Raw genomic sequence first — 20,301 nt, 5'->3', positions numbered from 1 at the left:
CGCTCCAGTGGGATGCGGTATGGACGTCGCGCTTGGTGGGACGTTCGACCCCGTCCACGACGGCCACCGTCGGCTGTTCGAACGGGCGTTCGAACTCGGTGATGTGACCGTGGGACTGACGAGTGACGAACTCGCACCGAAGACACGACACGTCGAGCGACGGATCAGGTCCTTCGACGAACGGAAACGAAACCTCGAGACGGAACTCGAATCGATCGCCGCCGACCACGGCCGTACGTTCGAGGTTCGAGCACTCGAGGAACCAACCGGAATCGCGACCGAGCCACAGTTCGACTATCTCGTCGTCTCACCCGAAACCCGCGACGGCGGCAAACGAATCAACGAAATCCGCCGCGAACGAGGCCACGAGCCGCTCGAGGTCGTCGTCGTGCCGCACATACGTGCCGACGACGGCGACATCATCTCGAGTACCCGAATCGTCAACGGCGAAATCGACGAGCACGGGAACGTTCTCGACGAGCAGGACGCGAGCGACGACGCGAACTGCGACGATTGAGGCACTGATATAGTAGGGATTCAAATACTGATTCTCGTACTAATACTGATTTTGACACCGACAGTACGAGCGCAACCGATTCCCCCTCCAACCGCAGTACGAAACCCGTATAAAGAACCCCGTTGTTGCCCTCGGTTTCGTCCGCGTATTGTACACTTACGCCGACACAGTACGGGACTGCGTCGGTGAAACGACCGAAACGGTCGGTTCGCTCACGCTACCACCGCGGTGGCTCGAGTCCGGCCGCTTCGAGGAGGTCCTTCCAGCGTGACTGGATCGACAGCCGAGAGACGTCGGCTGCGTCGGCGACCGTTCCCTGCGTCCGACCGTCGCCGGCGACGAGCGAGCCAGCGTAGACGCTCGCCGCGAGTACTGCCCGTTTCGACCGGTCCTCGTCGGGGACGTCCATGAGAAAGAGTTCCGACGCACACGACCGCGCCTCCGTCGAGAGCTCGAGGCGCTCGGCGACCTGATCGAGTTCCTCGAGCCACTGCTCATATTCCAGACGGTCCCTGGCGCTGTGCATACGACATGGTAGCCCAGCGGCAGGAATAAAGCTACGGTCGGCAGCTATCGTGAAACTGTCGCTTTCGTTTAACGAAGAATCTATTTGAGTCGAGGAGACACAGAAACAACGGCCCAATACGGTGCTACGCGGGGCAATGTTCAGCTACGAACGTCTATCAGAATTGGCCGTTCACTGTCAGTTTCACTAGGATACGACTACTAAAGCATAGGTGCCCCAACGGATTAGTTGACGCCTGTATCCACCTCGGTCCACAGTGGCGTCCCGTCTATGAAAGAGCCAACCTGCAAGCTTGTCTGTACCGGCTGCGGCCTCGAGATGCCGTACCGAGATCGATCACTGGCCGAACAAGCGGCGGAACTACACCAGCTTCGCGACTCGGAACACGTCACTTTTATTGTCCCGCCGGACTGGTCGCCCGAGGAGCCAGTGAAACAGCGCTAACACGGACCGACAGGTACTTACTCGATTCGTGAAAATCGGTATGTAGGCGCGGGTAGCCAAGCCAGGCCAACGGCGCAGCGCTTAGGACGCTGTCCCGTAGGGGTCCGCCGGTTCGAATCCGGTCCCGCGCACTGAGCGAACGACGTGATCGAAGGAGCAGGGCCGGATTCGAGCCCTGGAAACCAAACGAAATGAGGTTTCCTCAGGTTCGAGTCCAGTCCCGCGTATTGCTGTCGCGAGTAAACCCGCGAGCGACAGCGATCGTCGACCGATTCGAACGAGAGACGACGCGCACAGCGACCGACGGGAGCGAGCACATCTTCGGGTTGTTCGAATTCGGTTCCGCGCATTCTCCGCGAACGACGTCGAAAGAACCGCGGGGTACCGACATCGAACGGGAGAAAGCCGCCCGAATACAACACCTCGCGGCAGACGCGCGTCAGACGGTCCACAACGCTTATTCGCGCGGGAACAGCTTGTATGATCAATGGCCGGGTTAGACGACGTGTTCGGCGATCTCTACGCGAATGTCGATGCAGTCGTCCTCTTCTCGCCGAGTGGCTCGTACTACGAGCGCTTTACCGACGTAGAGGACCTCGACGTCATCGTCATCGGGACGGAAAACGCCGTCGGCGCGGAGACCTTCGTCGAGCTCCCGCTGGCGTTCGACGATATCAGAGAGCGCATTCGGTTCGGTCTCGAGGGGGCCGTAGAGCAGGGCCTGATCGAGGACGGTGACGAACTCGTATGTGCGACGGCAGCGTTCAGCGACAGTACCAGTATCGATACCCTCTCGCGCGTCCGGGCGGACGCCGAAACTCACACGGGGATCTACGACCTGTTCGTCAAGTCCCGCGCGGAGCCGGAAGTAGTCAAAGCGGTCCTCGAGTTGGCGATCGAACTCGGAAAGAAGGGCCAGAAGGGGAAGCCGGTCGGCGCGCTCTTTGTCGTCGGCGATGCGGGGAAGGTGATGAACAAGTCCCGCCCGCTCTCGTACAACCCCTTCGAGAAGTCCCACGTTCACGTCGGCGATCCGATCGTGAACGTCATGCTGAAGGAGTTCTCGCGGCTCGACGGAGCGTTTATCATCTCGGATGCGGGCAAGATCGTCTCGGCGTATCGCTACCTCGAGCCCTCCGCAGAGGGCGTCGACATTCCGAAGGGGCTCGGGGCACGGCACATGGCCGGCGGCGCGATTACGCGGGACACCAACGCGATCACGATCGTGCTCTCGGAGAGTGATGGGCTCGTCCGGGCGTTCAAGGCCGGGGAGCTCATTCTGGAGGTCGACCCGGAGGCGTACTGATATGAACTGGCAGACGCTCATCGACGAACCGGCCATCATAGCCGCGGCGGTGCTGGCACTCGGCCTCGTCGTCGGCTACCTGGTCGGGCGGCTCAACGAAGAACTGCTGTCCGCGTCGGGTGTGCCCGAAGCCGTCGAGGGCACGCCGTTCGAGCGCACTGCCCAGTCGATCGGGACGTCGACGGTCGAAATCGTCGCCCGGTTGAGCTCCTGGTTCATTTACGGGATCGCCGTGCTGACGGCGATTCATATCGCGCAATTGTTGGATACCGACGCGTTCTGGCTGCGAGTGACGGAGTTCATCCCGCAGGTGTTTATCGCGGTTCTGGTGCTTATTCTCGGCTTTATCATCGCGGACAAGGCGGAACTGATCGTCGGCGAGTACCTTCGCGGCGTCAAACTTCCCGAAGTGTCGATTCTCCCGAAACTGGTCAAGTACACCGTGCTGTACGTGACCTTTATCATCGCACTGGGGCAAATCGGGGTCCACGTTCTGGCGCTGTTGATCTTGCTTACCGTCTACGCCATCGGAATCGTGATCGTCGGGACCGTCGCCTTCAAAGACTTCCTCATCTCGAGTGCAGCGGGGATCTACCTGTTACTCAACCAGCCCTACGGGATCGGCGACGAGGTTCGGATCGGAGAGCAGACGGGGATCGTCCAGGAGGTCGATCTCTTCGTGACGAAGATCGAAGACGACTCCGAGGAGTATATCGTGCCGAATCGGAAAGTCTTCGAGGACGGGATCGTCAGGTTGCGAGACTGACCGCGGTCTGACTATTTTTTCGTCGCTCGCTATCTCGATCCGCCAGTATAGCGAAATTATGTTTGACTCCGACCGTAGTGTGCTGGTAACTGGTAAGCTTCTCAGTCCAAAGTCGTAACATTGTTACCGAGTACGGGTGTGGTACGAACTATCGTTCCAATCGAACTAATATGTCAGAACATGGTATAATCGATACTGAAGTCGGTCTGATCGGCGCAACGGTGCTCATCATCGGGAACGTTATCGGGGTAAGCGCGTTCGTCCTTCCCGGTCCGCTGGCAGGGGATGCCGGGCCGGGCATTATTTTTGCGTTGTTACTCGCGTTGATCCCGCTAACCTTCGGCATTCTCATGTCGTTGCAGTTGGGGAGTGCGATCCCGGTCGCCGGCGGCAGTTACGTCTACGCCTCGAGGCTCGTCGGTCCGTTCTGGGGCTTCCTGTTGCCGTGGATCACGATCCCCGGCGTCTGGGCGGGCATGCTGTTCATCGGGCTCGGATTCGCAGAATACGCCGGTTTCGTCGCCGATACGATCTCGTTCGTTCCGGAAATTCCCGACCTCGCACTGATATACGGACTGCTCGTTCCGTTTATCGTCCTGAACGTACTCGGGATCAAGATGGTGGCTATCGTCCAGTTCATGATGGTCTCGCTCATCGTCGTCGGAATGCTCTCGTTCATCGTTCCCGGCGCGTTTACCATCGACACCAGCAACTACACGCCGTTGTTTCCGGAGGGTACCGGACCCGCCATCGTCGCCGTCGTCTCGCTGTACTTCCCGCTTCGCGGGTTTCGACTCGTGGTCGAACTCGGTGAGGAAATGAAAAACCCCGCGAAGAATATTCCACGCGTTCTGGGGCTGTCGGCTGCGATCTCCCTCTCGCTGCTGGTCGGACTCGTCGTCGTCCTCGTCGGGACGACGAACTACGAAGTTCTGGGCGGAATGGACGCCGCCGTTGCACAGGTGTCCCTGGACAACTTCCCGGCACCGCTGACGGCGCTCGTGTTGATCGCCGCTGCGATGGGCGCGCTCACGTCGATCAACATGACCTACACCGCGTACTCGCGACTCCTGATGCGGGCCGGCCGTGACGACATCATTCCGGCGGCGATCGCCCGCGTTCACGACCGGTACGACTCGCCGTACGTCGCCGTGTTGCTACTGGGGATTCCGCCGCTGCTCGTTGCGCCGTTTTCGCCCGGCACCGTCACGCTCTCGGTCGCGCTCTCGTTGACCATCCTGTTCGGTCTCGCCGTCGCCGGCGTCGCGCTGTGGAACCTCCCCAAAGTGTTCCCGGATCGGTACGAGTACTCGCTGTACAAGCTCCCACCGTGGCTGCTCAAGCTCACTGCCGTCGGAGCGGTCGTCTCCGCGATGCTCCTGTGGGTGCTGGTGTCGACGCAGCTCCCGATCATGGTCGGCGTCCTCGCCGCCTGGATGGTGCTCGGCTACGCCTTCTACCGCGCTCGTATCGCGTACTTCAACAAGCGCGGTGTCGACCTCGAGAGCCGGATGGAGCGGCTTCACGAGAACGAGCAACTCTAGCCGGACTGCTCGACTTTGTGCACGCAGGAAGAGACAAACGCAGGGAGTCGACTCATACGGGTTACTGTAGTCAATTACCGCCGATCACCGACCCCGTCCCTGGTGATCGGCGGTAACTAGTTACAGCAACCCGTATCAGGCATCCTCGAGCGAGAGCCCGGCGTGCCAGCTGTCGACGCCGGCCTCGCGTTTTACGGCGTCCATTTTGGCGAGCAGGTGCGTCGCGAGCGTCGCGGTTTCGGCGGCGCGGGACTCGCCTTCGGTGCGGAATTCGCCGCCGTCGCGGTCGGCGTAGACGGTACAGACGGCTCCGCCGCGGAGTCCGTAGATGTTCGCGAGCGTCAGGATCGCGCTCGCCTCCATTTCGATGTTCTTCACGTTGGCCTCGACGAGTTGGTCGACGAGGTCGTCGGAGCCCGCGGCTTCGAACCCGTCGAAGCCGGATCGACCCTGGCCCGCGTAGAACGAGTCGGCGCTCATGGTGATGCCCGTATGGTAGTCGTAGCCGAGTCGCTCGGCCGCCGCGACGAGGGCGCTGACGACCTCGTGATCGGCCACGGCGGGGTAGTCCTCGCGGACGTACTCGTCGCTGGTTCCCTCCTGCCGAACGCCGCCGCTCGTGATCACCAGATCCCCGACGTCCATCTCGGGCTGAATCGCGCCGCAGGAGCCGACGCGGATGAACGTATCGACCCCGACGCGCGCGAGTTCCTCGACCGCGATGGCGGCGGACGGACTCCCGATGCCGGTCGATGTGACCGAGATCGGCGTTCCGTCGTACGTCCCCGTCGCGGTTCGGTACTCGCGGTGGTGGGCCACGACCTCGTGGTCGTCCCAGTGGGGGACGATCTTCTCGAGGCGCTCAGGGTTCCCCGGGAGGAGAACGGTGTCCGCGACGTCGTCGTCGGTGACCTCGAGGTGGTACTGTACGTCCGCGTTCGGGTCTTCGCTATCACCAGTCATTCAGGCTGTGGCGTTCGTCCCGGCACCGTATATAAATACAGGGCGTCCGTACCGCGGCCATGGCACGAGGGACGCTCGCGGACACGTACGTCGCCGCGATCCAGCACGAACTCACGGCCCTGCCGCCGGCGGCGACCCTCGTCGGGGTCGTCCGACAGCCCGCGGGCTGGTTCCACGCCGCCGTCGACGAGAACGTTCCCGAACTCGGCCCGCCGTCGTCGCTTCTCGAGTCGTTCCGACGGACCGAAACGGACCTCAAGATGCGCGGGATCTGCGAGGAGGGTGCCCACAACGCCGCGTGGGACGAAGTCGAGTTCGAGACGGCCTACCGAGACCATCTCGAGTCCTCGCCCGACGCACAGGCGGCGCTCGAAGCACTCGAGTCGCGACTCGAGGGGGGCGAATCGATCGCGCTCGTCTGTTACGAAAATACCGACAAGAAGCGGTGTCACCGGACGATTCTTCGGGAAATCCTCGAGCGGGAATCGTCGTAATTACGAGGGACGGAGCGCCGGTGGCGCTGTCCCTGCTCTGGGGAGGTCTACGGACCCGACTTCGAGACGTCCGTCTCGGACGACTCGTCGTCGCCGTTTTCGGGCAGGAACGCCCAGACCAGAATCACGCCGACGATGAGCGCCCCGATGACGGCCGTCTCGAGGACGCCCAACTCGACGTTGATCCACGAGAGGACCGTCCGCAACTCGACCAGCAGCGGTGCGAGCAGCGCCAGAACGATGAGCAGCCCCGCCTTCGAGATGCGCACTATCGGATCACCCCTGGGACCACGGTCTGGACCGCGTTTCCGGCCGACTCGAGAGCGGCGGTTCCGAGGTGTTCGACGGCGAACGTCAGGAATGCCACGGACTCGAGGCTAACGGGGAACGGGTTGACGTCGGGGCCCAGCAGGCCGCCGCGGTCGATGATGCTCAGCAGCGGGAACGTGTACGCGAAGATCACAAGCACGACGGCAATCGCCGTCCAGAGTTTGAGGTTGTCGAGGACGAGCGGGGCGTCCTCGGGCCCGGACAGCGTCTCGGCGTACTCGTTTGCGGGAAGTGCGTCGCTTCGGCCGTTCAGCGCCGTCCCGATGACGTTGGCGAAGAACAGCACCAGCGAGAGGGTGAGCAGTACACCGCCCAGTGCGACCTGTGCGTCGAGTTCGCCGACGGAGCCGACGGCGGCTTCGAACTCGAAGCCGTCGTACTGCGGTTCGGCCGTCCGTCGCGGAATCCCGAGGAGGCCGCCGCGATGCATCGCGTTGGACATGAACGTCATCCCGACGAACCAGAGCACGACCTGTCCGAGCGCGACGGAGCGGCTCCAGAGCGCCTTGCCGGTCACCTGTGGCAGGAACCAGTAGGTAACTGCCATGAACGTCAACGCGACGGCGGTGCCGACGGTGAGGTGGAAGTGCCCGACGACCCAGAACGTGTTGTGGACGAGATAGTTGATGTTCATGCCAGCGTTGATCATCCCCGAGAACCCGGCGGCGGCGAACATTAGTCCGGCGAGCGCCATTCCGGCGAAGACGGGGTCACGCCACGGCAGCGCCTTGAGCCACCCCACGTAGCCGGTGCCGCCGCGCTGGCGGGCCCCGTGTTCCATACTGGCGACGACCGTAAAGGCCGTGAGCAGGCTCGGCAACAGCAGGAACATCGTGTTCGTCATCGCGATGAACTTGAACCCTTCAGCGATCCCCGGGTCCAGATACTGGTGGTGAATCCCGGTCGGCACCGAGAGGATCAGGAACAGCACGAAGACGACGCGAGCCAGCGGATCGCTGAACAGCTTCCCGCCGGAAACCTTCGGCAGCATGATGTACCACATCATGTACGCCGGCATCAACCAGAAGTAGACGACCGGGTGGCCGAAGAACCAGAACAGCGTCCTGGTGAGCAGCGGGTTGACGGTCTCGATCAGCCCGAGCGACCACGGCAGCAGGAAGAACAGAATTGCAACGGCGACGCCCAGCGTCGCGAGATACCACATGAGCGTCGTCGTCAGCACCATAAACGTCGGGAGCGGGATGCGCTCGTCGGGGTTTTCGGCCTTCCAGGCCCACCACGAGCGGAACCAGTCGAGCCCTGCGAGCCAGGTCCCGACGACGAACAGGACCAACCCGATGTAGAACAGCGGATGGGCTTGCAGCGGCGCGTAGAACGTAAAGAGCACCGATGCGCTCATGTCGATCGAGTCGATGAAACCGGCCAGGATTGCGATGCCGGACAGCGTTATCCCGACCGCCATCAGCAAGTACCAGGCCCAGGTAAATCGGATGTCTTCGACTTCCCGGTCGAGGCTGGTTGTTATCGCCCAGGTGAAGATCCCCACGAGGAAGAAGATCGTAAACGAGATCACGAGGAAGACGCCGTGGGCCGTCAGAACGGTGTAGTAGTCCGCCGGATCGATAAATCGGTAGAAATCCGTCCGGTGGAGCGTCTGGATGATGCCGAACACCCCTCCGAGCGCGAGTGCGAAGAAGGAGCTATAGAAAGCTGCTCGAACGACTTTCGCTTCCGCCGGGAAGTTGTCGATGTACGCGTCACGGGCCTCACTCATCGTCCTCACCTCCGTCGGTGTCGCCGTCAGAATCGTCGTCTCCGTCCTCGTCGTCACCGTCGTCCGTCTCGTCTTCGTCCTCGAGGTCTTCGACCACGGTCAGGGTCCCGCTCTCCTCGTAGTCGTCGACGGTGACCGTCCAGTCGTGGTCGCCCTCGCCGAGTTCGCTCGAGTCGACCTCGAACGTCGTTTCATGGGTTTCGCCGCCGGCGACGGTGATCGTTTCTTCGAACGTTTCGTTACCGATCTCGAGGGTCACGGTCGTCTCGAGATCATCGAGCGCGGCGTTTTCGACGGCGACGTCGAACGTCGCTTCGTCACCGAGTTCGATCTCGTCGTCGGCTTCGACTGATAGCTCGGTCATGTCGAACTCGTCTTCGGGGACGACGTGGAGCAACCCTTCCATCGTGTGGTGGAAATCACCGCAGTACTCGTTACAGACAACGCCGTACTCGTCGGGTTCGTCGAACTCGACGGTCATTTTCGACACCTCCCCGGGAATGACCATCGTGTTGATGTTCGTGCCGGCGACGCTGAAGCTGTGAATGACGTCGCGGCTCGTCACGTAGAAGGTTACCTCACTGTCCGCCGGGACTTCAATCGGGTCGGGATAGAACGTAAACGTCTGAGCGATAACGTAGGCTTCGTACTCGTTTTCACCCACCTGTTCGACGCGCGGCTCACCGAAGCGCTCGTCGTCGTTGAGTTCGCTCGGTTCGATCGTTTCTTCCTGATCACCGACCATGGTGATTCCGAGCGCGACCGACCCGTAGGTGATCGTCGCGATGAATCCGACGATCAACACCAGTGCGGCGATCAGCCACACTTTCTCGTAGGTGTGGATATTCATTGCAGCCCCACCACCGTCAGGACGAGGCCGACAACGGTCGGATCGTTACCGAGGAACTCGACGAAGTACATGAAAAACCACAATGCGACCAGAATGAGGAAATACAATCCGATCAGCACGAGCGTTCCGATCGGATCGAACTCGTCGTGGCCGATCTCACGTTTGCGTTCGGGTTCGCGGTCACGTGATTGCGTAAGCTCTTCTGTAGCCTGATCCATACGCCCGAGTTAGCAGAGTTATTTCTTAATCGTTCGAGTGATTCCCACCCCGTAGGAACGGGGGTTATTATTATGCTCTTCTACCCGCAACCGTTTCGCATGGTACTCGAGGCGGTCACCCCACGACACGCACTCGTCGTCGGACTACTGGCGATCCTCCCGGTCTCTTGGTACGGACTCGGCAGTTCGCTCTCAGCCGGCGTCGTTTCCGCGATCAACGTCTTGATCATTCTTACCTGCCTCTACGTCGCGTTCGAGCCCGTTTCGAACCACCACGGCCACGGGTCGAACGAGACGTCGTAAGTGGACGGGACGATGATCGGTGCCAGCACGTTCGTCCCCGGTCACGACTCCGGCTACAGTCGCGCTCGGACAACGGCCGTCGAGCCCGCAGCATGAGTTTACGTGTCTATGAGCCTATGGACCTATTGAGCCTATGAGTCGCCTCCCGTTCCGGTCCGACGCCGACGAGTCCGTCGGCGAAACCGACTCCGGCGGCGAGACCGCATCCGGTCCCCGAGTCGCCGGTACGGACGAGGGGTGTACGCTCTGTTCGTTCCCGACACCGAGCGATCCCATCACCGCGAGCGACGTCGCGGGAGCGTTCTGCTGTCAGGGCTGTCTCGAGGTCCACCGAGCGCTCGATACGGTCGACGACACCGACGCGACGGCCGTCCGCGATCGACTCGAGGCCGACGCCAACGCCGGCTCCGAACTGGACGACCTCGAGGGCGAAGACGCGTTCCTCGCAGTCGATGGAATGCACTGTGGGACCTGCGAAGCGTTTCTCGAGTCGCGAGCGCTCGGATCGGAGGGCGTTCTGGGCGCGGAAGCGAGTTACGCCACGGACACGCTGCGGCTGGTGTACGATCCCGACGCGGTCGACGAATCGACGCTTCCCGACGTCGTCTCGGGGTACGGCTACGACGCTCGAGACCGGAGCGAGGGCCGCGAGGAGGAGCCTCGAGACGCCGCGCTCGTCAAGTTCCTGATCGGCGGCGGGATGTTCGGGATGATGGTGATGATCTGGTACGCGATGTTTCTGTACCCAACGTACTTCGGCTACGAACCGCTGGCCGAGTTCGGCAGCTACGACGGCTACTACGTCGTCGCGAACATCTGGCTCATGACGTCGTTCGTGCTGTTTTACACCGGCTATCCGATCCTCCGGGGCGCGTACGTGAGCCTCCGGGCCGGAGTGCCAAACATGGACCTGCTCGTCTCGCTCGCCGCGGTCGGCTCCTACGCCTACAGCACACTTGCGATGAGCCTCGGCCGAACGGATCTCTACTTCGACGTCACGGTCGCGGTCATCCTCGTGGTTACGGCCGGCACCTACTACGAGGGATTGATCAAACGCCGGGCCGCCGGCCTCCTCTCGGATCTGACCGAGTCACAGGTGGACGAAGCCCGACGCGCAGACGGCGGCGAGACGGTCCCGCTGTCGGCCGTCGGCCCCGGTGACCGCCTGCTCGTCCGTCCCGGAGAACGCATCCCCCTCGACGGGACGGTCGCCGACGGTCGAGCGGCCGTCGACGAGTCGTTGATGACGGGCGAATCGCTCCCCGTCGAAAAGGCGCAGGGCGATCCCGTCCGCGGCGGCACGGTCGTCACCGACGCCCCGCTGGTCGTCGCCGTCGGCGAGGGCGCCGAGAGCACCCACGACCGGCTCGTGTCGCTGCTCTGGTCCATCCAGAGCGCTCGCCCCGGCGTCCAGCGGCTCGCGGACAAACTGGCGACGATCTTCGTCCCGCTTGTTCTCTTCCTCGCGGCCGCCGCGACCGCCGCGTTGCTCGCGACCGGCTCGAGTCCCGCCGCGGCGTTTCTCGTCGGTCTGACCGTCGTCATCGTTTCCTGTCCGTGTGCACTCGGGCTGGCGACGCCACTCGCGATCGCATCGGGCGTCCAGACCGCCGCACGGCGCGGCATCGTCGTCGCGGCGGAGACGATCTTCGAGGACGCTCCGGACATCGATATCGTCGTCCTCGACAAAACCGGGACGCTCACCGAGGGGGCGATGGCCGTCGAGAGCGTCCACGTCGCTGGGGTCGGCGAATCGCCGAGCGGAAACGAGGGGTCCGCGGCCGAGACGTCGTCGCTCGAGGGCGACGTGCCGGTGCTCGAGACCGACGGCTCGAGCGCTGGCATTGCTACTGACAGCGATATCGACACCAGCGACACCGAGACCCTCCTTCGGCGCGCCGGAGCCGTCGAAGCGCTCTCGGAACACCCCATCGGACGAGCCATCACCGAGGCCGCGTTCGACGACCGCAATCTCGAGGAAACCGCTGCCGTCGACGGGTTCGAACGACACGCCCGCGGCGTGAGCGGCGTCGTCGACGGCGAACGAGTCCTCGTCGGACACCCCGATCTTCTGCGCGACCAGGAACTCTCGATTCCGACCGCGCTCGAGCCCGAAATCGACCGCGCTCGGGCGGCCGGTGACGTGCCGGTCGTCGTCGGCTGGGCGGGCCGGGCCCGCGGCGTCATCGTCGTCGGCGACTCGCCGCGCGCGGACTGGGACGACGCCGTCGAGGCTCTCGCGGACGGCCGAGAGGTCGTCGTCCTCACCGGCGACGAGGGTGCCGCGGCCGACCGATTCCGGACCGTCGACGGCGTCGACGAGGTCTTCTCGGGAGTCCCACCCGAAGCGAAAGCGGAAACGGTCCGGCGACTTCGGACTCGAGGAACGGTCGCGATGGTCGGCGACGGGAGCAACGACGCACCCGCGCTTGCGGCCGCGGACGTCGGCATCGCCATGGGGAGCGGGACGGAGCTCGCGACCGACGCCGCCGACGCCGTGATCGTCGGGGACGACCTCGAGTCCGTCGTCGAGACGTTCGATATCGCGTCGGGCACGTACTGGCGCATCCGGCAGAACCTGGGCTGGGCGTTCGTCTACAACGCGATCGCGATTCCGCTCGCGATCCTCGGGCTCCTGAATCCGCTGCTCGCCGCAGTGGCGATGGCAACGAGCAGTCTACTGGTCGTACTCAACTCCTCGCGGTCGCTGTGAGTCGGCCGAAATCCGCTCGGTAGCGTTTGCGTTTGCTACTCGAGTGTGTCCTCCGAAATCGTATTCGGTAACAGCTCTCCGAGCGTGTACTCCGTTGGCGCTTCCCCCTCGCCTTCGTCACAGAGCACGAGGAGGTCGTCGTCGCAGAACTCGGCGAGCGTCTGGCGACACATTCCGCAGGGGGTGACGGCGTCCCGCCGGCCCGAACTCACGGCGAGTCGCGAAAAGTCGCGGTGGCCGTTCTTGACCGCCTCGGCGATCGCCACCTCCTCCGCGTGAAGGCTGTTACTGAAGTTCGCGTTCTCGAGGTTACAGCCGACGAACACCGCGCCGTCTTCGGTCTCGAGGGCGGCACCGACGGGATACTCGGAGTAGGGTACGTGCGCGGCCGACTGGACCTCACGGGCGGCGTCGAGCAAGTCGTTCATGGCAGCTAGTGGCTCGAGTACGGGCAAGAAGGCATCGACCGGTAATTGCGTATCGAGAGGGTCGTCGCCGTCTGTCTCATACGGTTTACTGTAGTCAATGACCGCCGATCACCGACCACGTCCCTGGTGATCGGCGGTACATAGTTACAGCAATCCGTATCAGTCCTCGCCGGACTCGTAGTTCTCCCCGGCGGCGTCGGGCAGGGTAGTTCGACCGACGAACACGAGGACAACGATCACCGTCACGTAGGGGATCGTACGGATGAGCTCCGTCGGGACAGCGTAGCCTGCCGCCTGGAGCCGGATCTGTAACGCGTCGAGGCCGGCAAAGAGAAACGAGCCGCCCAGTGCGCCGAGCGGGTGGTAGTTCGCGAACAGGTAGGTTGCGATCGCGATAAAGCCCCGGCCCTGGATGTCGGTTTCGCCGCCGCCGGCGAACGTGCCCAGTTGTCCGAGCGCGAAGCCGGCACCGCCGAGGCCAGCGAACACGCCTGAGAGGAGAACCGCGGTGTACCGAACCTTTCGGACGTCGACGCCGGCGGTGTCGAGTGCCTTCGGGTTCTCGCCGCTGGCGATGACCCAGCGACCGAAACTCGTCTGGGTGAGCAAGTACCAGCCTGCGGCCGCAGAGCCGAGCATGAGATAGACCTGCGGCGGCGTGTCGAAGAGCAGGTAGCCGACGAAGGGAAGCTCCGACAGCAACGGAATCGTGACGTTGTCGAACGTCCCGACGTTGCCCGTGTTCGGGCTGTCGAAAACGATCCGCGAGACGAACGGCGCGAGGCCAAGCGCGATGAGCCAGACTGCGAGTCCGGCGATGATCTGGTCGGCTTTGAACTCGATGCAGACGACCGCGAACAGCAACGCGAACAGCGTGCTCGCGACGACGCCCGCGAAGAGTCCCCACCAGTGATGGGAGAGTGCCAGCGTCGACTCGCCGGAGCCGAGCCAGAACGTGACGATGATCGCGCTGAACGCGGAGACGATGAGCAGTCCTTCGATCCCGATGTTGATGACACCGCTTTTCTCGGCGAATATGCCGCCGATGGCGGCGAGTGCGATCGGAACTGCGAGGCGAAGCGTCGCGGTGTGCGTGCTCGGACTCGCAGCGATTCCGAGGAGTACCCCGGCCCACGAGTCGGGAAAGAGGAAGCCGGCAACGATCCAAACGACCGCCAGCGCGCCGGCCCCCGTGATGATCATCCGGCGTGAGAGACGGTCAATCATCGCCCTCACCGCCGTTGTCGGCTGCTGTTTGATCTCCATCAGCGGCTACTGTTTGGTTCCCATCATCAGCTGCTGGTTGATCCCCGTCGTCGACTGACGTTCGATTGCCGCCGTTGGGTGACTCCTCATCGGTTGCCACTCGAGCCCCGCCGTCCGCCCGTACGGCCTTCTTCTGTCCGATACCGTACCGCATGCCGATCATCCGGAAGAACTCCGGCATCGCCACGAAGAGGATGATCAGTCCGCTCAGGATACCGACGAGCTCGGGTGGGACGGCAGTCCCAGTACTGATCGACCGTGACCCGCTCTGGAGAACACCGAACAGGAACGCTGCCGCGCCCACTCCTAGCGGGTTGTTGCCCGCGAGAATCGAAACGGCGATCCCGTCGAACCCGAGCGCTGGCACGTTCTCCAGCCAACGCCCATGGACCATGAGGACCCAGAATGCTCCGCCGATCCCCCCGAGTGCGCCCGACAGCGTCATGCTCGTGACGGTCATTCGCTTGTCGTCGACGCCACCGTAGGCGGCTGCCAGTGGCTGGACGCCGCTGATCCGCAACTCGTAGCCAAACGAGGTGCGTGCGAGCAGCCAGGCGATGACGATCATGAGGACGATTGCGAACCCGAGTGCGAGCATCGAGAAGTTCATCCGGCCGCCGAAACCGATAAACGGGATGTTCGGAATCTCCGCGTACTCCGGAACTGGTGCCGTCTGCGGGTTGGCGCTGTTCGGGTCCTGGAACTGCCAGGACAGCAGCGTCGAGGTGAGCCCGACCGCGACGAAGTTGAGCATGATGGTTGTGATAACCTCGTTAGCACCGCCGTAGGCCTTGAGTGCACCCGGAATCGCTCCGTAGAGGCCACCGGCGATCGCTCCGGCGAGGACACCGATCGGGATGAGAACGATCGTACCGACGAACCCGCCAGGGACAATTGCGGCTGCATAGAGTACGGTCACCGCCGTCGCGAGGCCGCCGACTACCAACTGGCCCTGGGTACCGATGTTGAAGAGACCGGCACGAAACGCCACTGCGACCGACAGCCCGGTAAAGACCAACAGCGTCGTCTGCTGGAGCGTCGTCGCCAGATTGAAGTTTAACGGATGAAAGCCCGGTTCGAGCGGGTGGCCGAGCGCTCCGAGGAACAGTTCGTAGTAGACCTGCATCGGATTGTAACAGAACGTCCAGCCGACGATATCGAGGCCGGTTCGACAGGACGCGAACCCGCCGGAGACGAAAACGAGAACAGCTCCGACGAGTATCGAGGCCAGGAGGGCCGCGATACTGACGGCGACCCGCTCGACGGCCGACGCGTGAATGAGTCGGTCGAGGAGCTGTTCGATACTCTCTCTCATTCACTTTCACCTCCCGTATCTCCGGTCTCGGGGCCGAATGCTGCGTCGGAGCCGGTGGCATCCATACTCGAGTCCGTTCCGGTGGTCGACTCTGACACCGGACGTTCCTCCGGCCGTTCGCCCGCCATCAGCAGTCCCAGTTCCTCTTCGGTGAGATCGTCCGGATCGGTTACGTCCATGAACTGTCCCTCGTAGATGACCGCAAGGCGGTCCGAGAGGCTTCTGACCTCGTCGAGCTTCGAGGAGACGAGCAGGATGGCGACGCCCTCCCGACGGAGGTCGAGCAATCGGTCGTGAATGAACTCCGTCGATCCGATGTCGACGCCGCGGGTCGGGTGGGTCGCTACGACGAGGTCGGGATCGCGTTCGAACTCGCGTCCGACGATAAACTTCTGCTGGTTGCCACCCGAGAGCGACTCCGCATCGGCGTCGGCATCCGGCGGCCGAACGTCGTAGGTGTCAATTACGCTTTCGGTATGATCGCGGACGCCGTCCCAGTTGATCCGACCCGACCGGGAGAACTCCGGTGATCGCTGGCTCCCGAGGACGCCGTTCTCGACGAGGTCGAACGACATCACCAGCCCCCGTTCGTGACGATCCTCCGGGATGTACGCCATTCCGGCGGCGATCCGCTCGCGGCGTGACCACTCGGTCACGTCTTTTCCACCGAAGCTGATTGTTCCCTCGTCGGGCGTCATGAGGCCGGTAATGGACTCGATCAGCTCGGCCTGACCGTTGCCGTCGACGCCGGCGATACCGAAGATTTCGCCCGCGTGGACCTCAAGGTCGATCCCCGAGACGACCTCGACGTCTCGGGCGTCCTCGACGGTGAGATCCGCCGCCGAGAGAACCGTCTCTCCGGCCTCGCGAGCGTCGGCCTCGGCCTCCAGAAGCACTTCCCGGCCGACCATATACTCGGCCAGTTCATCCTGGCTCGTTTGGTTTGGGTCGACCGTCCCGACGGATTTGCCGTCTCGCAGAACGGTGATCTCGTCGGCTGCGTGAGTGGCTTCGCCGAGTTTGTGCGTGATGAAGATGATCGTCTTGCCCTGTGCGGTGAGCTCTTCGAGGACGTCGTAGAGGCCCTCGACTTCCTGGGGAGTGAGGACGGCAGTTGGCTCGTCGAGGATGAGGATATCCGCGCCCCGATAGAGGGCTTTGAGGATTTCGACGCGCTGCTGTGCACCGACGCTCAGATCGGAAACCGTCGCCTGGGGATCGACGTCGAAGCCATACCGGTCACAGAGGTCGTGGATCTTTTGATCGATGCGGTCGCGATCGACCGCCAGTCCGAACCACTTCCGAGGCTCGTTGCCGAGCGCGATGTTCTCGGCGACCGTCATCGTATCGACCAGCATGAAGTGCTGGTGAATCATCCCGATACCCGTCTCGATAGCGTCACGAGGCGATTCGAACGACCGTTCCGTCCCGTCGACGACGACCCGACCCTCGTTGGGCTCGTATAGCCCGTAGAGGACGTTCATCAGGGTCGTCTTTCCCGCACCGTTCTCCCCGAGCAGGGCGTGGACGGTTCCTCGCTCGACCGCCAGATCGACGTCGTCGTTGGCGATAACTCCGGGAAACCGCTTTGTGATCCCGTCGAGGTGGACGGCGAGGTCGCTGTTCGTGCTCGGTCGACCGGACGGATCCGTCTCATCAGCTCCCGTTCTCGTCTCAGTCATACGTCATGCGTTACGGTTCTTGTGGGACATCGATCTCGCCGTCGATGATCGCCTGTCTGGACTCCTCGAGTTGATCTTTGACATCGTCGGGAATCTCGTCGCCGATCGTATCGCCGTAGACGGCCGCAACGCCGTCCTCTTCGAGGCCGAGCTCTTCGACCTCGCCGCCTTCGAACTCATCGTTGACGACCGATTCAACGGCGGTGTAGACCGCGGTGTCGACCTGCTTGACCATACTCGCGAGGATCACGTCGGCGTAATCGGATTCGGTGAGCGACTGATCGGCGTCGACACCGATCGCGAACCGACCTTCGGACTCGGCGGCCTGGAAAACGCCGACGCCGGTCGCACCCGCTGCGTGGAAGACAATGTCGGCGTCGTGGTCCTGGTACATCGAGAGCGCTGCCTCCTGTCCGCCGGCCGTGTCGTTGAAGTCGCCGACATACGACGAGACGACGTCGGCATCCTCGTTCGCGTGCTCGACGCCGGCCTCGAAGCCGGCCTCGAACGACTGAATCAGGGGCGACTCGACGCCGCCGACGAAGCCAACGACATCCGCGTCCGTGTTCGTCTCGCCGTCACCAGCCGAAAACTCCTCACCGGTCAGCAGACCTGACAGGTGACCGACCTGAAACGATCCTTCAGGCTCGCCGAACACGTAGCTTCGAACGTTGTCCTCCTCGAGGACCGCGTCGATGATGATGAAGTTTTGATCGGGATACTCGGGCGCGTTCCCGGAGAGTGCGTCTTCCTGGGCGAAGCCGATGCAACTGATCAGATCGTAGTCGCCGGATTCGGCGAAGTCACGCTGTGCACCGTCGAACTCACCTTCGCTTTCCGGTTCGCTCTCGTCGAATGCGATATCGTAATCGTCCTGTGCAGTCAACACCCCTTCCTGGGCCATATCGTTGAACGAGTTGTCGCCGAGGCCGCCGGTCGCGTACACCATGCCGACCCGCGCCTCTGTGTCCTCCGCTTCGTCACCGAAGCCGCCGACACAACCGGCCATCGCCGTCAGTCCAGCAACCCCCGCACCCTTCAGTACCGTTCGCCTATCGCGTGGCATGGTATCATCTAACGCAGACCTCCCCTTTATACTCGTCGAACTGTAGTACAAATCGAATAAGTGGTTAAACATATTCCACAGGCCCCAAGCCAGTTCTCTCACCGCCGTTTCCGTATACGAACCGGTCGATTCGACGAGTGCGGATCCGCTCGCGTATACTGCCGGACAGAAGTCAATGATGAAGATTCGCCGGACGGAGACGGTGAATCTTCACAATAGTTCTGTCCGGCAGTATAACAACCGACGAAGGTGGAGACTGGTGTCGGCGTCGGAAATCGCCTCCGACGCTACTTCGAGTCGTCGACGGTCGACTCGACGACGTCACGCGCGTCTGCGACCAGTTCGTCGACGGTATCGCTTTCGGCGTAGATCCGCACGTAGGGTTCGGTGCCGCTCGGTCGGACGAGAACCCAGGACGCATCGGCGAACTCGAGGCGGACGCCGTAGTCGGTGTCGACCGTTGCGTCGGGGAACGCCTCGGGGAGGTCGGTCTCGAGAGCGGTCATCGTATCGGCCTTCGCCTCGTCGGGGCAGTCGACGCTGACCTTCCGGTAGGGGCGTTCGGTGACGGGAGCACGTAGCGAGTCCGTCCCGCCGGCGTCGGCGACGAGCGCGCCGACCGTGGCGGCGCTCGCGACGGCGTCGATCCAGCCGCCGAAGGCGGTGTGGATGTGTTTCCACGGTTCGGCCGCGAAGACGACCGCCGTTTCGTCGCTCGAGTCATCGGTCGTGTCGGCGGCGTCCCGACGCACTCGAGCGATGCCTTCGTGAAGCGCGCCGAGGCGGACCCGTTCGACGCGCCCGCCGGCGTTTCGGACCTGTTCGTCGATACGAGCCGAGGCGTTGGGCGTGGTGACGACGACTGGGTCGCCGACCTCGCTCGCCGCCGTATAGTGGGCTGCGACGACCGCGAGGACGGTGTCTTCGTGGATCACGGCCCCGTCGGGACCGAGCACGACGAGACGGTCTCCGTCGCCGTCGTGGGCCAGTCCGAGGTCGAACCGACCGTCCGCGAGGAAGGCGGTGAACTCCGACAGCGTCTCCGGCGTCGGTTTGCTCTCGCGAGCGTCGAAGTGGCCGTCGACGTTCGCGTTGACCGCGACGACGTCGGCACCGAGGCGCTCGAGCACGTGTGGCGTTGCGAGCGATCCCATGCCGTTGCCACAGTCGACGGCAACGGACAGGTCGGCGAGTAGCAAAGGCTCGGTCGATCGGGTTCGATCCGCCTCGCCGAACTGGTCGCGAACGTAGGAGACGACGCCGTCACGGTACTGCTCGAGGACGTCGACTTTCGTCGATCGGCCCCACTCGTCCCAGCGGGCGAGTCCGGCCGCAGAGTCGTCGGTTGCGACCTGCGCTTCGACGGCTCGTTCGGCGTTGCGGTCGTACTCGACGCCGTTTGCAAAGAGTTTGATTCCGTTGTCTTCGGGCGGGTTGTGGCTCGCGGTGAGCATCACGCCCTTTCGGCCGCGCGAGGCGAACGCGAGCGCCGGCGTCGGCACCTGTCCGATCCGGTAGACGTCGGCACCGGCGCTCTCGAGGCCGGCTTCGACGGCCGCGGCGAGTGCCGGACCCGTTACCCGGCCGTCGCGGCCGATCACGAACGTCGCGCCCGGCTCGCCGGCGGCCTGGCCGACCGAGAGCGCAAGCGACGGCGTGACCTCCTCGACTGGGCCGCGGATCCCTGCTGTCCCGAATAGCGTCATATGGGTGCCGTTCCGCGAGGAACTACTTATACTGTCGGAGAACGGAAAACTGTCGCAAAATCCTCATTTCTGTCGCCGATGACGGGCGGACCGGGCGGGGAAACCGAACCAGTAACCACGGATATGCGC

20 protein-coding genes and 1 tRNA gene are annotated in these 20,301 nt (G+C 63.1%); 9 read left to right on the top strand and 12 right to left on the bottom strand.

Annotation, left to right across the window (positions count from 1 at the left end):
• The first annotated feature begins 19 nt into the window (after positions 1-19).
• Positions 20-517, top strand: coding sequence for a phosphopantetheine adenylyltransferase (locus tag GS429_RS10345; RefSeq protein ID WP_160065269.1), 498 nt, complete (start codon positions 20-22; stop codon positions 515-517).
• 217 nt (positions 518-734) lie between these two features.
• Here the strand turns inward: GS429_RS10345 and GS429_RS10340 are convergent, their stop codons facing one another.
• The gene (locus tag GS429_RS10340; protein WP_160065267.1) at positions 735-1,043 is read right to left on the bottom strand and encodes a transcription initiation factor IIB family protein; all 309 of its coding nucleotides are present in this window, start codon (positions 1,041-1,043) and stop codon (positions 735-737) included.
• 270 nt (positions 1,044-1,313) lie between these two features.
• Between GS429_RS10340 and GS429_RS21840 the strand changes: the two genes are divergently transcribed.
• The 5 genes from GS429_RS21840 (at position 1,314) to GS429_RS10320 (ending at position 5,103) form a co-directional block, all read left to right on the top strand.
• Positions 1,314-1,487 carry a hypothetical protein gene (locus GS429_RS21840; protein ID WP_012943626.1) on the top strand — a complete coding sequence of 58 codons (174 nt, stop codon included), beginning with the start codon at positions 1,314-1,316 and terminating at the stop codon, positions 1,485-1,487.
• Positions 1,488-1,533: 46 nt separating this feature from the next.
• Positions 1,534-1,618, top strand: a tRNA-Leu gene (locus tag GS429_RS10335).
• A gap of 356 nt (positions 1,619-1,974) precedes the next feature.
• Positions 1,975-2,793, top strand: coding sequence for a diadenylate cyclase DacZ (dacZ, locus tag GS429_RS10330; protein WP_160065265.1), 819 nt, complete (start codon positions 1,975-1,977; stop codon positions 2,791-2,793).
• A 1-nt stretch (position 2,794) separates the two neighbouring features.
• Positions 2,795-3,559 carry a mechanosensitive ion channel family protein gene (locus GS429_RS10325; RefSeq protein WP_160065263.1) on the top strand — a complete coding sequence of 255 codons (765 nt, stop codon included), beginning with the start codon at positions 2,795-2,797 and terminating at the stop codon, positions 3,557-3,559.
• 170 nt (positions 3,560-3,729) lie between these two features.
• Positions 3,730-5,103, top strand: coding sequence for an APC family permease (locus GS429_RS10320; RefSeq protein WP_160065261.1), 1,374 nt, complete (start codon positions 3,730-3,732; stop codon positions 5,101-5,103).
• Positions 5,104-5,238: 135 nt separating this feature from the next.
• Here GS429_RS10320 and GS429_RS10315 read toward each other — a convergent pair whose 3' ends face one another.
• The gene (locus tag GS429_RS10315) at positions 5,239-6,066 is read right to left on the bottom strand and encodes a nucleoside phosphorylase (protein WP_160065259.1); all 828 of its coding nucleotides are present in this window, start codon (positions 6,064-6,066) and stop codon (positions 5,239-5,241) included.
• A 59-nt stretch (positions 6,067-6,125) separates the two neighbouring features.
• Here GS429_RS10315 and GS429_RS10310 point away from each other — a divergent pair, with 59 nt between their 5' ends.
• Entirely contained in the window at positions 6,126-6,560 is a 435-nt protein-coding gene (locus GS429_RS10310; RefSeq protein ID WP_160065257.1) for a DUF488 domain-containing protein, read from the top strand.
• A gap of 47 nt (positions 6,561-6,607) precedes the next feature.
• Here GS429_RS10310 and GS429_RS10305 read toward each other — a convergent pair whose 3' ends face one another.
• The 4 genes from GS429_RS10305 to GS429_RS10290 are packed head-to-tail and all read right to left on the bottom strand — an operon-like array spanning position 6,608 to position 9,693.
• Positions 6,608-6,829, bottom strand: coding sequence for a CbaC protein (locus GS429_RS10305; RefSeq protein ID WP_328821335.1), 222 nt, complete (start codon positions 6,827-6,829; stop codon positions 6,608-6,610).
• Positions 6,829-8,625 (bottom strand): b(o/a)3-type cytochrome-c oxidase subunit 1, encoded by a 1,797-nt coding sequence (locus GS429_RS10300; protein ID WP_160065255.1) that lies wholly within the window; start codon positions 8,623-8,625, stop codon positions 6,829-6,831. Before GS429_RS10300 ends, GS429_RS10305 begins: the two co-directional genes overlap by 1 nt.
• Complete coding sequence (locus tag GS429_RS10295) at positions 8,618-9,475, bottom strand: cytochrome c oxidase subunit II (protein ID WP_160065253.1); 858 nt, start codon at positions 9,473-9,475, stop codon at positions 8,618-8,620. The genes GS429_RS10300 and GS429_RS10295 overlap by 8 nt, the downstream gene beginning before the upstream one ends.
• Complete coding sequence (locus GS429_RS10290; RefSeq protein WP_160065251.1) at positions 9,472-9,693, bottom strand: hypothetical protein; 222 nt, start codon at positions 9,691-9,693, stop codon at positions 9,472-9,474. The genes GS429_RS10295 and GS429_RS10290 overlap by 4 nt, the downstream gene beginning before the upstream one ends.
• Positions 9,694-9,792: 99 nt before the next feature.
• On the opposite strand from GS429_RS10290, the gene GS429_RS10285 reads away from it, so the two are divergent.
• Both GS429_RS10285 and GS429_RS10280 read left to right on the top strand, forming a co-directional pair.
• Positions 9,793-9,996, top strand: a complete 204-nt coding sequence (locus tag GS429_RS10285; RefSeq protein ID WP_160065249.1) for a DUF8131 family protein — start codon at positions 9,793-9,795, stop codon at positions 9,994-9,996.
• 133 nt (positions 9,997-10,129) lie between these two features.
• The gene (locus GS429_RS10280; RefSeq protein WP_160065247.1) at positions 10,130-12,709 is read left to right on the top strand and encodes a heavy metal translocating P-type ATPase; all 2,580 of its coding nucleotides are present in this window, start codon (positions 10,130-10,132) and stop codon (positions 12,707-12,709) included.
• A 35-nt stretch (positions 12,710-12,744) separates the two neighbouring features.
• On the opposite strand, the gene cdd is transcribed toward GS429_RS10280, so the two are convergent.
• The 6 genes from cdd to GS429_RS10250 form a co-directional block, all read right to left on the bottom strand.
• Positions 12,745-13,137, bottom strand: a complete 393-nt coding sequence (cdd, locus tag GS429_RS10275; RefSeq protein WP_160065245.1) for a cytidine deaminase — start codon at positions 13,135-13,137, stop codon at positions 12,745-12,747.
• 159 nt (positions 13,138-13,296) lie between these two features.
• Positions 13,297-14,364 (bottom strand): ABC transporter permease, encoded by a 1,068-nt coding sequence (locus tag GS429_RS10270; protein WP_160065243.1) that lies wholly within the window; start codon positions 14,362-14,364, stop codon positions 13,297-13,299.
• Positions 14,357-15,718 carry an ABC transporter permease gene (locus GS429_RS10265; RefSeq protein ID WP_160065241.1) on the bottom strand — a complete coding sequence of 454 codons (1,362 nt, stop codon included), beginning with the start codon at positions 15,716-15,718 and terminating at the stop codon, positions 14,357-14,359. Before GS429_RS10265 ends, GS429_RS10270 begins: the two co-directional genes overlap by 8 nt.
• Complete coding sequence (locus GS429_RS10260) at positions 15,715-17,400, bottom strand: ABC transporter ATP-binding protein (protein WP_160065239.1); 1,686 nt, start codon at positions 17,398-17,400, stop codon at positions 15,715-15,717. The genes GS429_RS10265 and GS429_RS10260 overlap by 4 nt, the downstream gene beginning before the upstream one ends.
• Positions 17,401-17,410: 10 nt before the next feature.
• Positions 17,411-18,466 (bottom strand): BMP family lipoprotein, encoded by a 1,056-nt coding sequence (locus GS429_RS10255; RefSeq protein WP_160065237.1) that lies wholly within the window; start codon positions 18,464-18,466, stop codon positions 17,411-17,413.
• Between the two features lie 287 nt (positions 18,467-18,753).
• Entirely contained in the window at positions 18,754-20,172 is a 1,419-nt protein-coding gene (locus GS429_RS10250) for a phosphohexomutase domain-containing protein (protein WP_160065235.1), read from the bottom strand.
• Positions 20,173-20,301 lie beyond the last annotated feature (129 nt).

The sequence above is a fragment of the Natronorubrum halalkaliphilum genome (assembly GCF_009834785.1).
Taxonomy (GTDB): domain Archaea; phylum Halobacteriota; class Halobacteria; order Halobacteriales; family Natrialbaceae; genus Natronorubrum; species Natronorubrum halalkaliphilum.
This window is presented reverse-complemented; position numbering and strand designations above follow the sequence as displayed.

Bases quoted from the DNA above. Each gene is read 5' to 3' on its own strand.
- GS429_RS10345 (WP_160065269.1), top strand. From the start codon at position 20: ATGGACGTCGCGCTTGGTGGGACGTTCGACCCCGTCCACGACGGCCAC.
- GS429_RS10340 (WP_160065267.1), bottom strand. From the start codon at position 1,043: ATGCACAGCGCCAGGGACCGTCTGGAATATGAGCAGTGGCTCGAGGAA.
- GS429_RS21840 (WP_012943626.1), top strand. From the start codon at position 1,314: ATGAAAGAGCCAACCTGCAAGCTTGTCTGTACCGGCTGCGGCCTCGAG.
- dacZ (WP_160065265.1), top strand. From the start codon at position 1,975: ATGGCCGGGTTAGACGACGTGTTCGGCGATCTCTACGCGAATGTCGAT.
- GS429_RS10325 (WP_160065263.1), top strand. From the start codon at position 2,795: ATGAACTGGCAGACGCTCATCGACGAACCGGCCATCATAGCCGCGGCG.
- GS429_RS10320 (WP_160065261.1), top strand. From the start codon at position 3,730: ATGTCAGAACATGGTATAATCGATACTGAAGTCGGTCTGATCGGCGCA.
- GS429_RS10315 (WP_160065259.1), bottom strand. From the start codon at position 6,066: ATGACTGGTGATAGCGAAGACCCGAACGCGGACGTACAGTACCACCTC.
- GS429_RS10310 (WP_160065257.1), top strand. From the start codon at position 6,126: ATGGCACGAGGGACGCTCGCGGACACGTACGTCGCCGCGATCCAGCAC.
- GS429_RS10300 (WP_160065255.1), bottom strand. From the start codon at position 8,625: ATGAGTGAGGCCCGTGACGCGTACATCGACAACTTCCCGGCGGAAGCG.
- GS429_RS10295 (WP_160065253.1), bottom strand. From the start codon at position 9,475: ATGAATATCCACACCTACGAGAAAGTGTGGCTGATCGCCGCACTGGTG.
- GS429_RS10290 (WP_160065251.1), bottom strand. From the start codon at position 9,693: ATGGATCAGGCTACAGAAGAGCTTACGCAATCACGTGACCGCGAACCC.
- GS429_RS10285 (WP_160065249.1), top strand. From the start codon at position 9,793: ATGGTACTCGAGGCGGTCACCCCACGACACGCACTCGTCGTCGGACTA.
- GS429_RS10280 (WP_160065247.1), top strand. From the start codon at position 10,130: ATGAGTCGCCTCCCGTTCCGGTCCGACGCCGACGAGTCCGTCGGCGAA.
- cdd (WP_160065245.1), bottom strand. From the start codon at position 13,137: ATGAACGACTTGCTCGACGCCGCCCGTGAGGTCCAGTCGGCCGCGCAC.
- GS429_RS10270 (WP_160065243.1), bottom strand. From the start codon at position 14,364: ATGATTGACCGTCTCTCACGCCGGATGATCATCACGGGGGCCGGCGCG.
- GS429_RS10265 (WP_160065241.1), bottom strand. From the start codon at position 15,718: ATGAGAGAGAGTATCGAACAGCTCCTCGACCGACTCATTCACGCGTCG.
- GS429_RS10260 (WP_160065239.1), bottom strand. From the start codon at position 17,400: ATGACTGAGACGAGAACGGGAGCTGATGAGACGGATCCGTCCGGTCGA.
- GS429_RS10255 (WP_160065237.1), bottom strand. From the start codon at position 18,466: ATGCCACGCGATAGGCGAACGGTACTGAAGGGTGCGGGGGTTGCTGGA.
- GS429_RS10250 (WP_160065235.1), bottom strand. From the start codon at position 20,172: ATGACGCTATTCGGGACAGCAGGGATCCGCGGCCCAGTCGAGGAGGTC.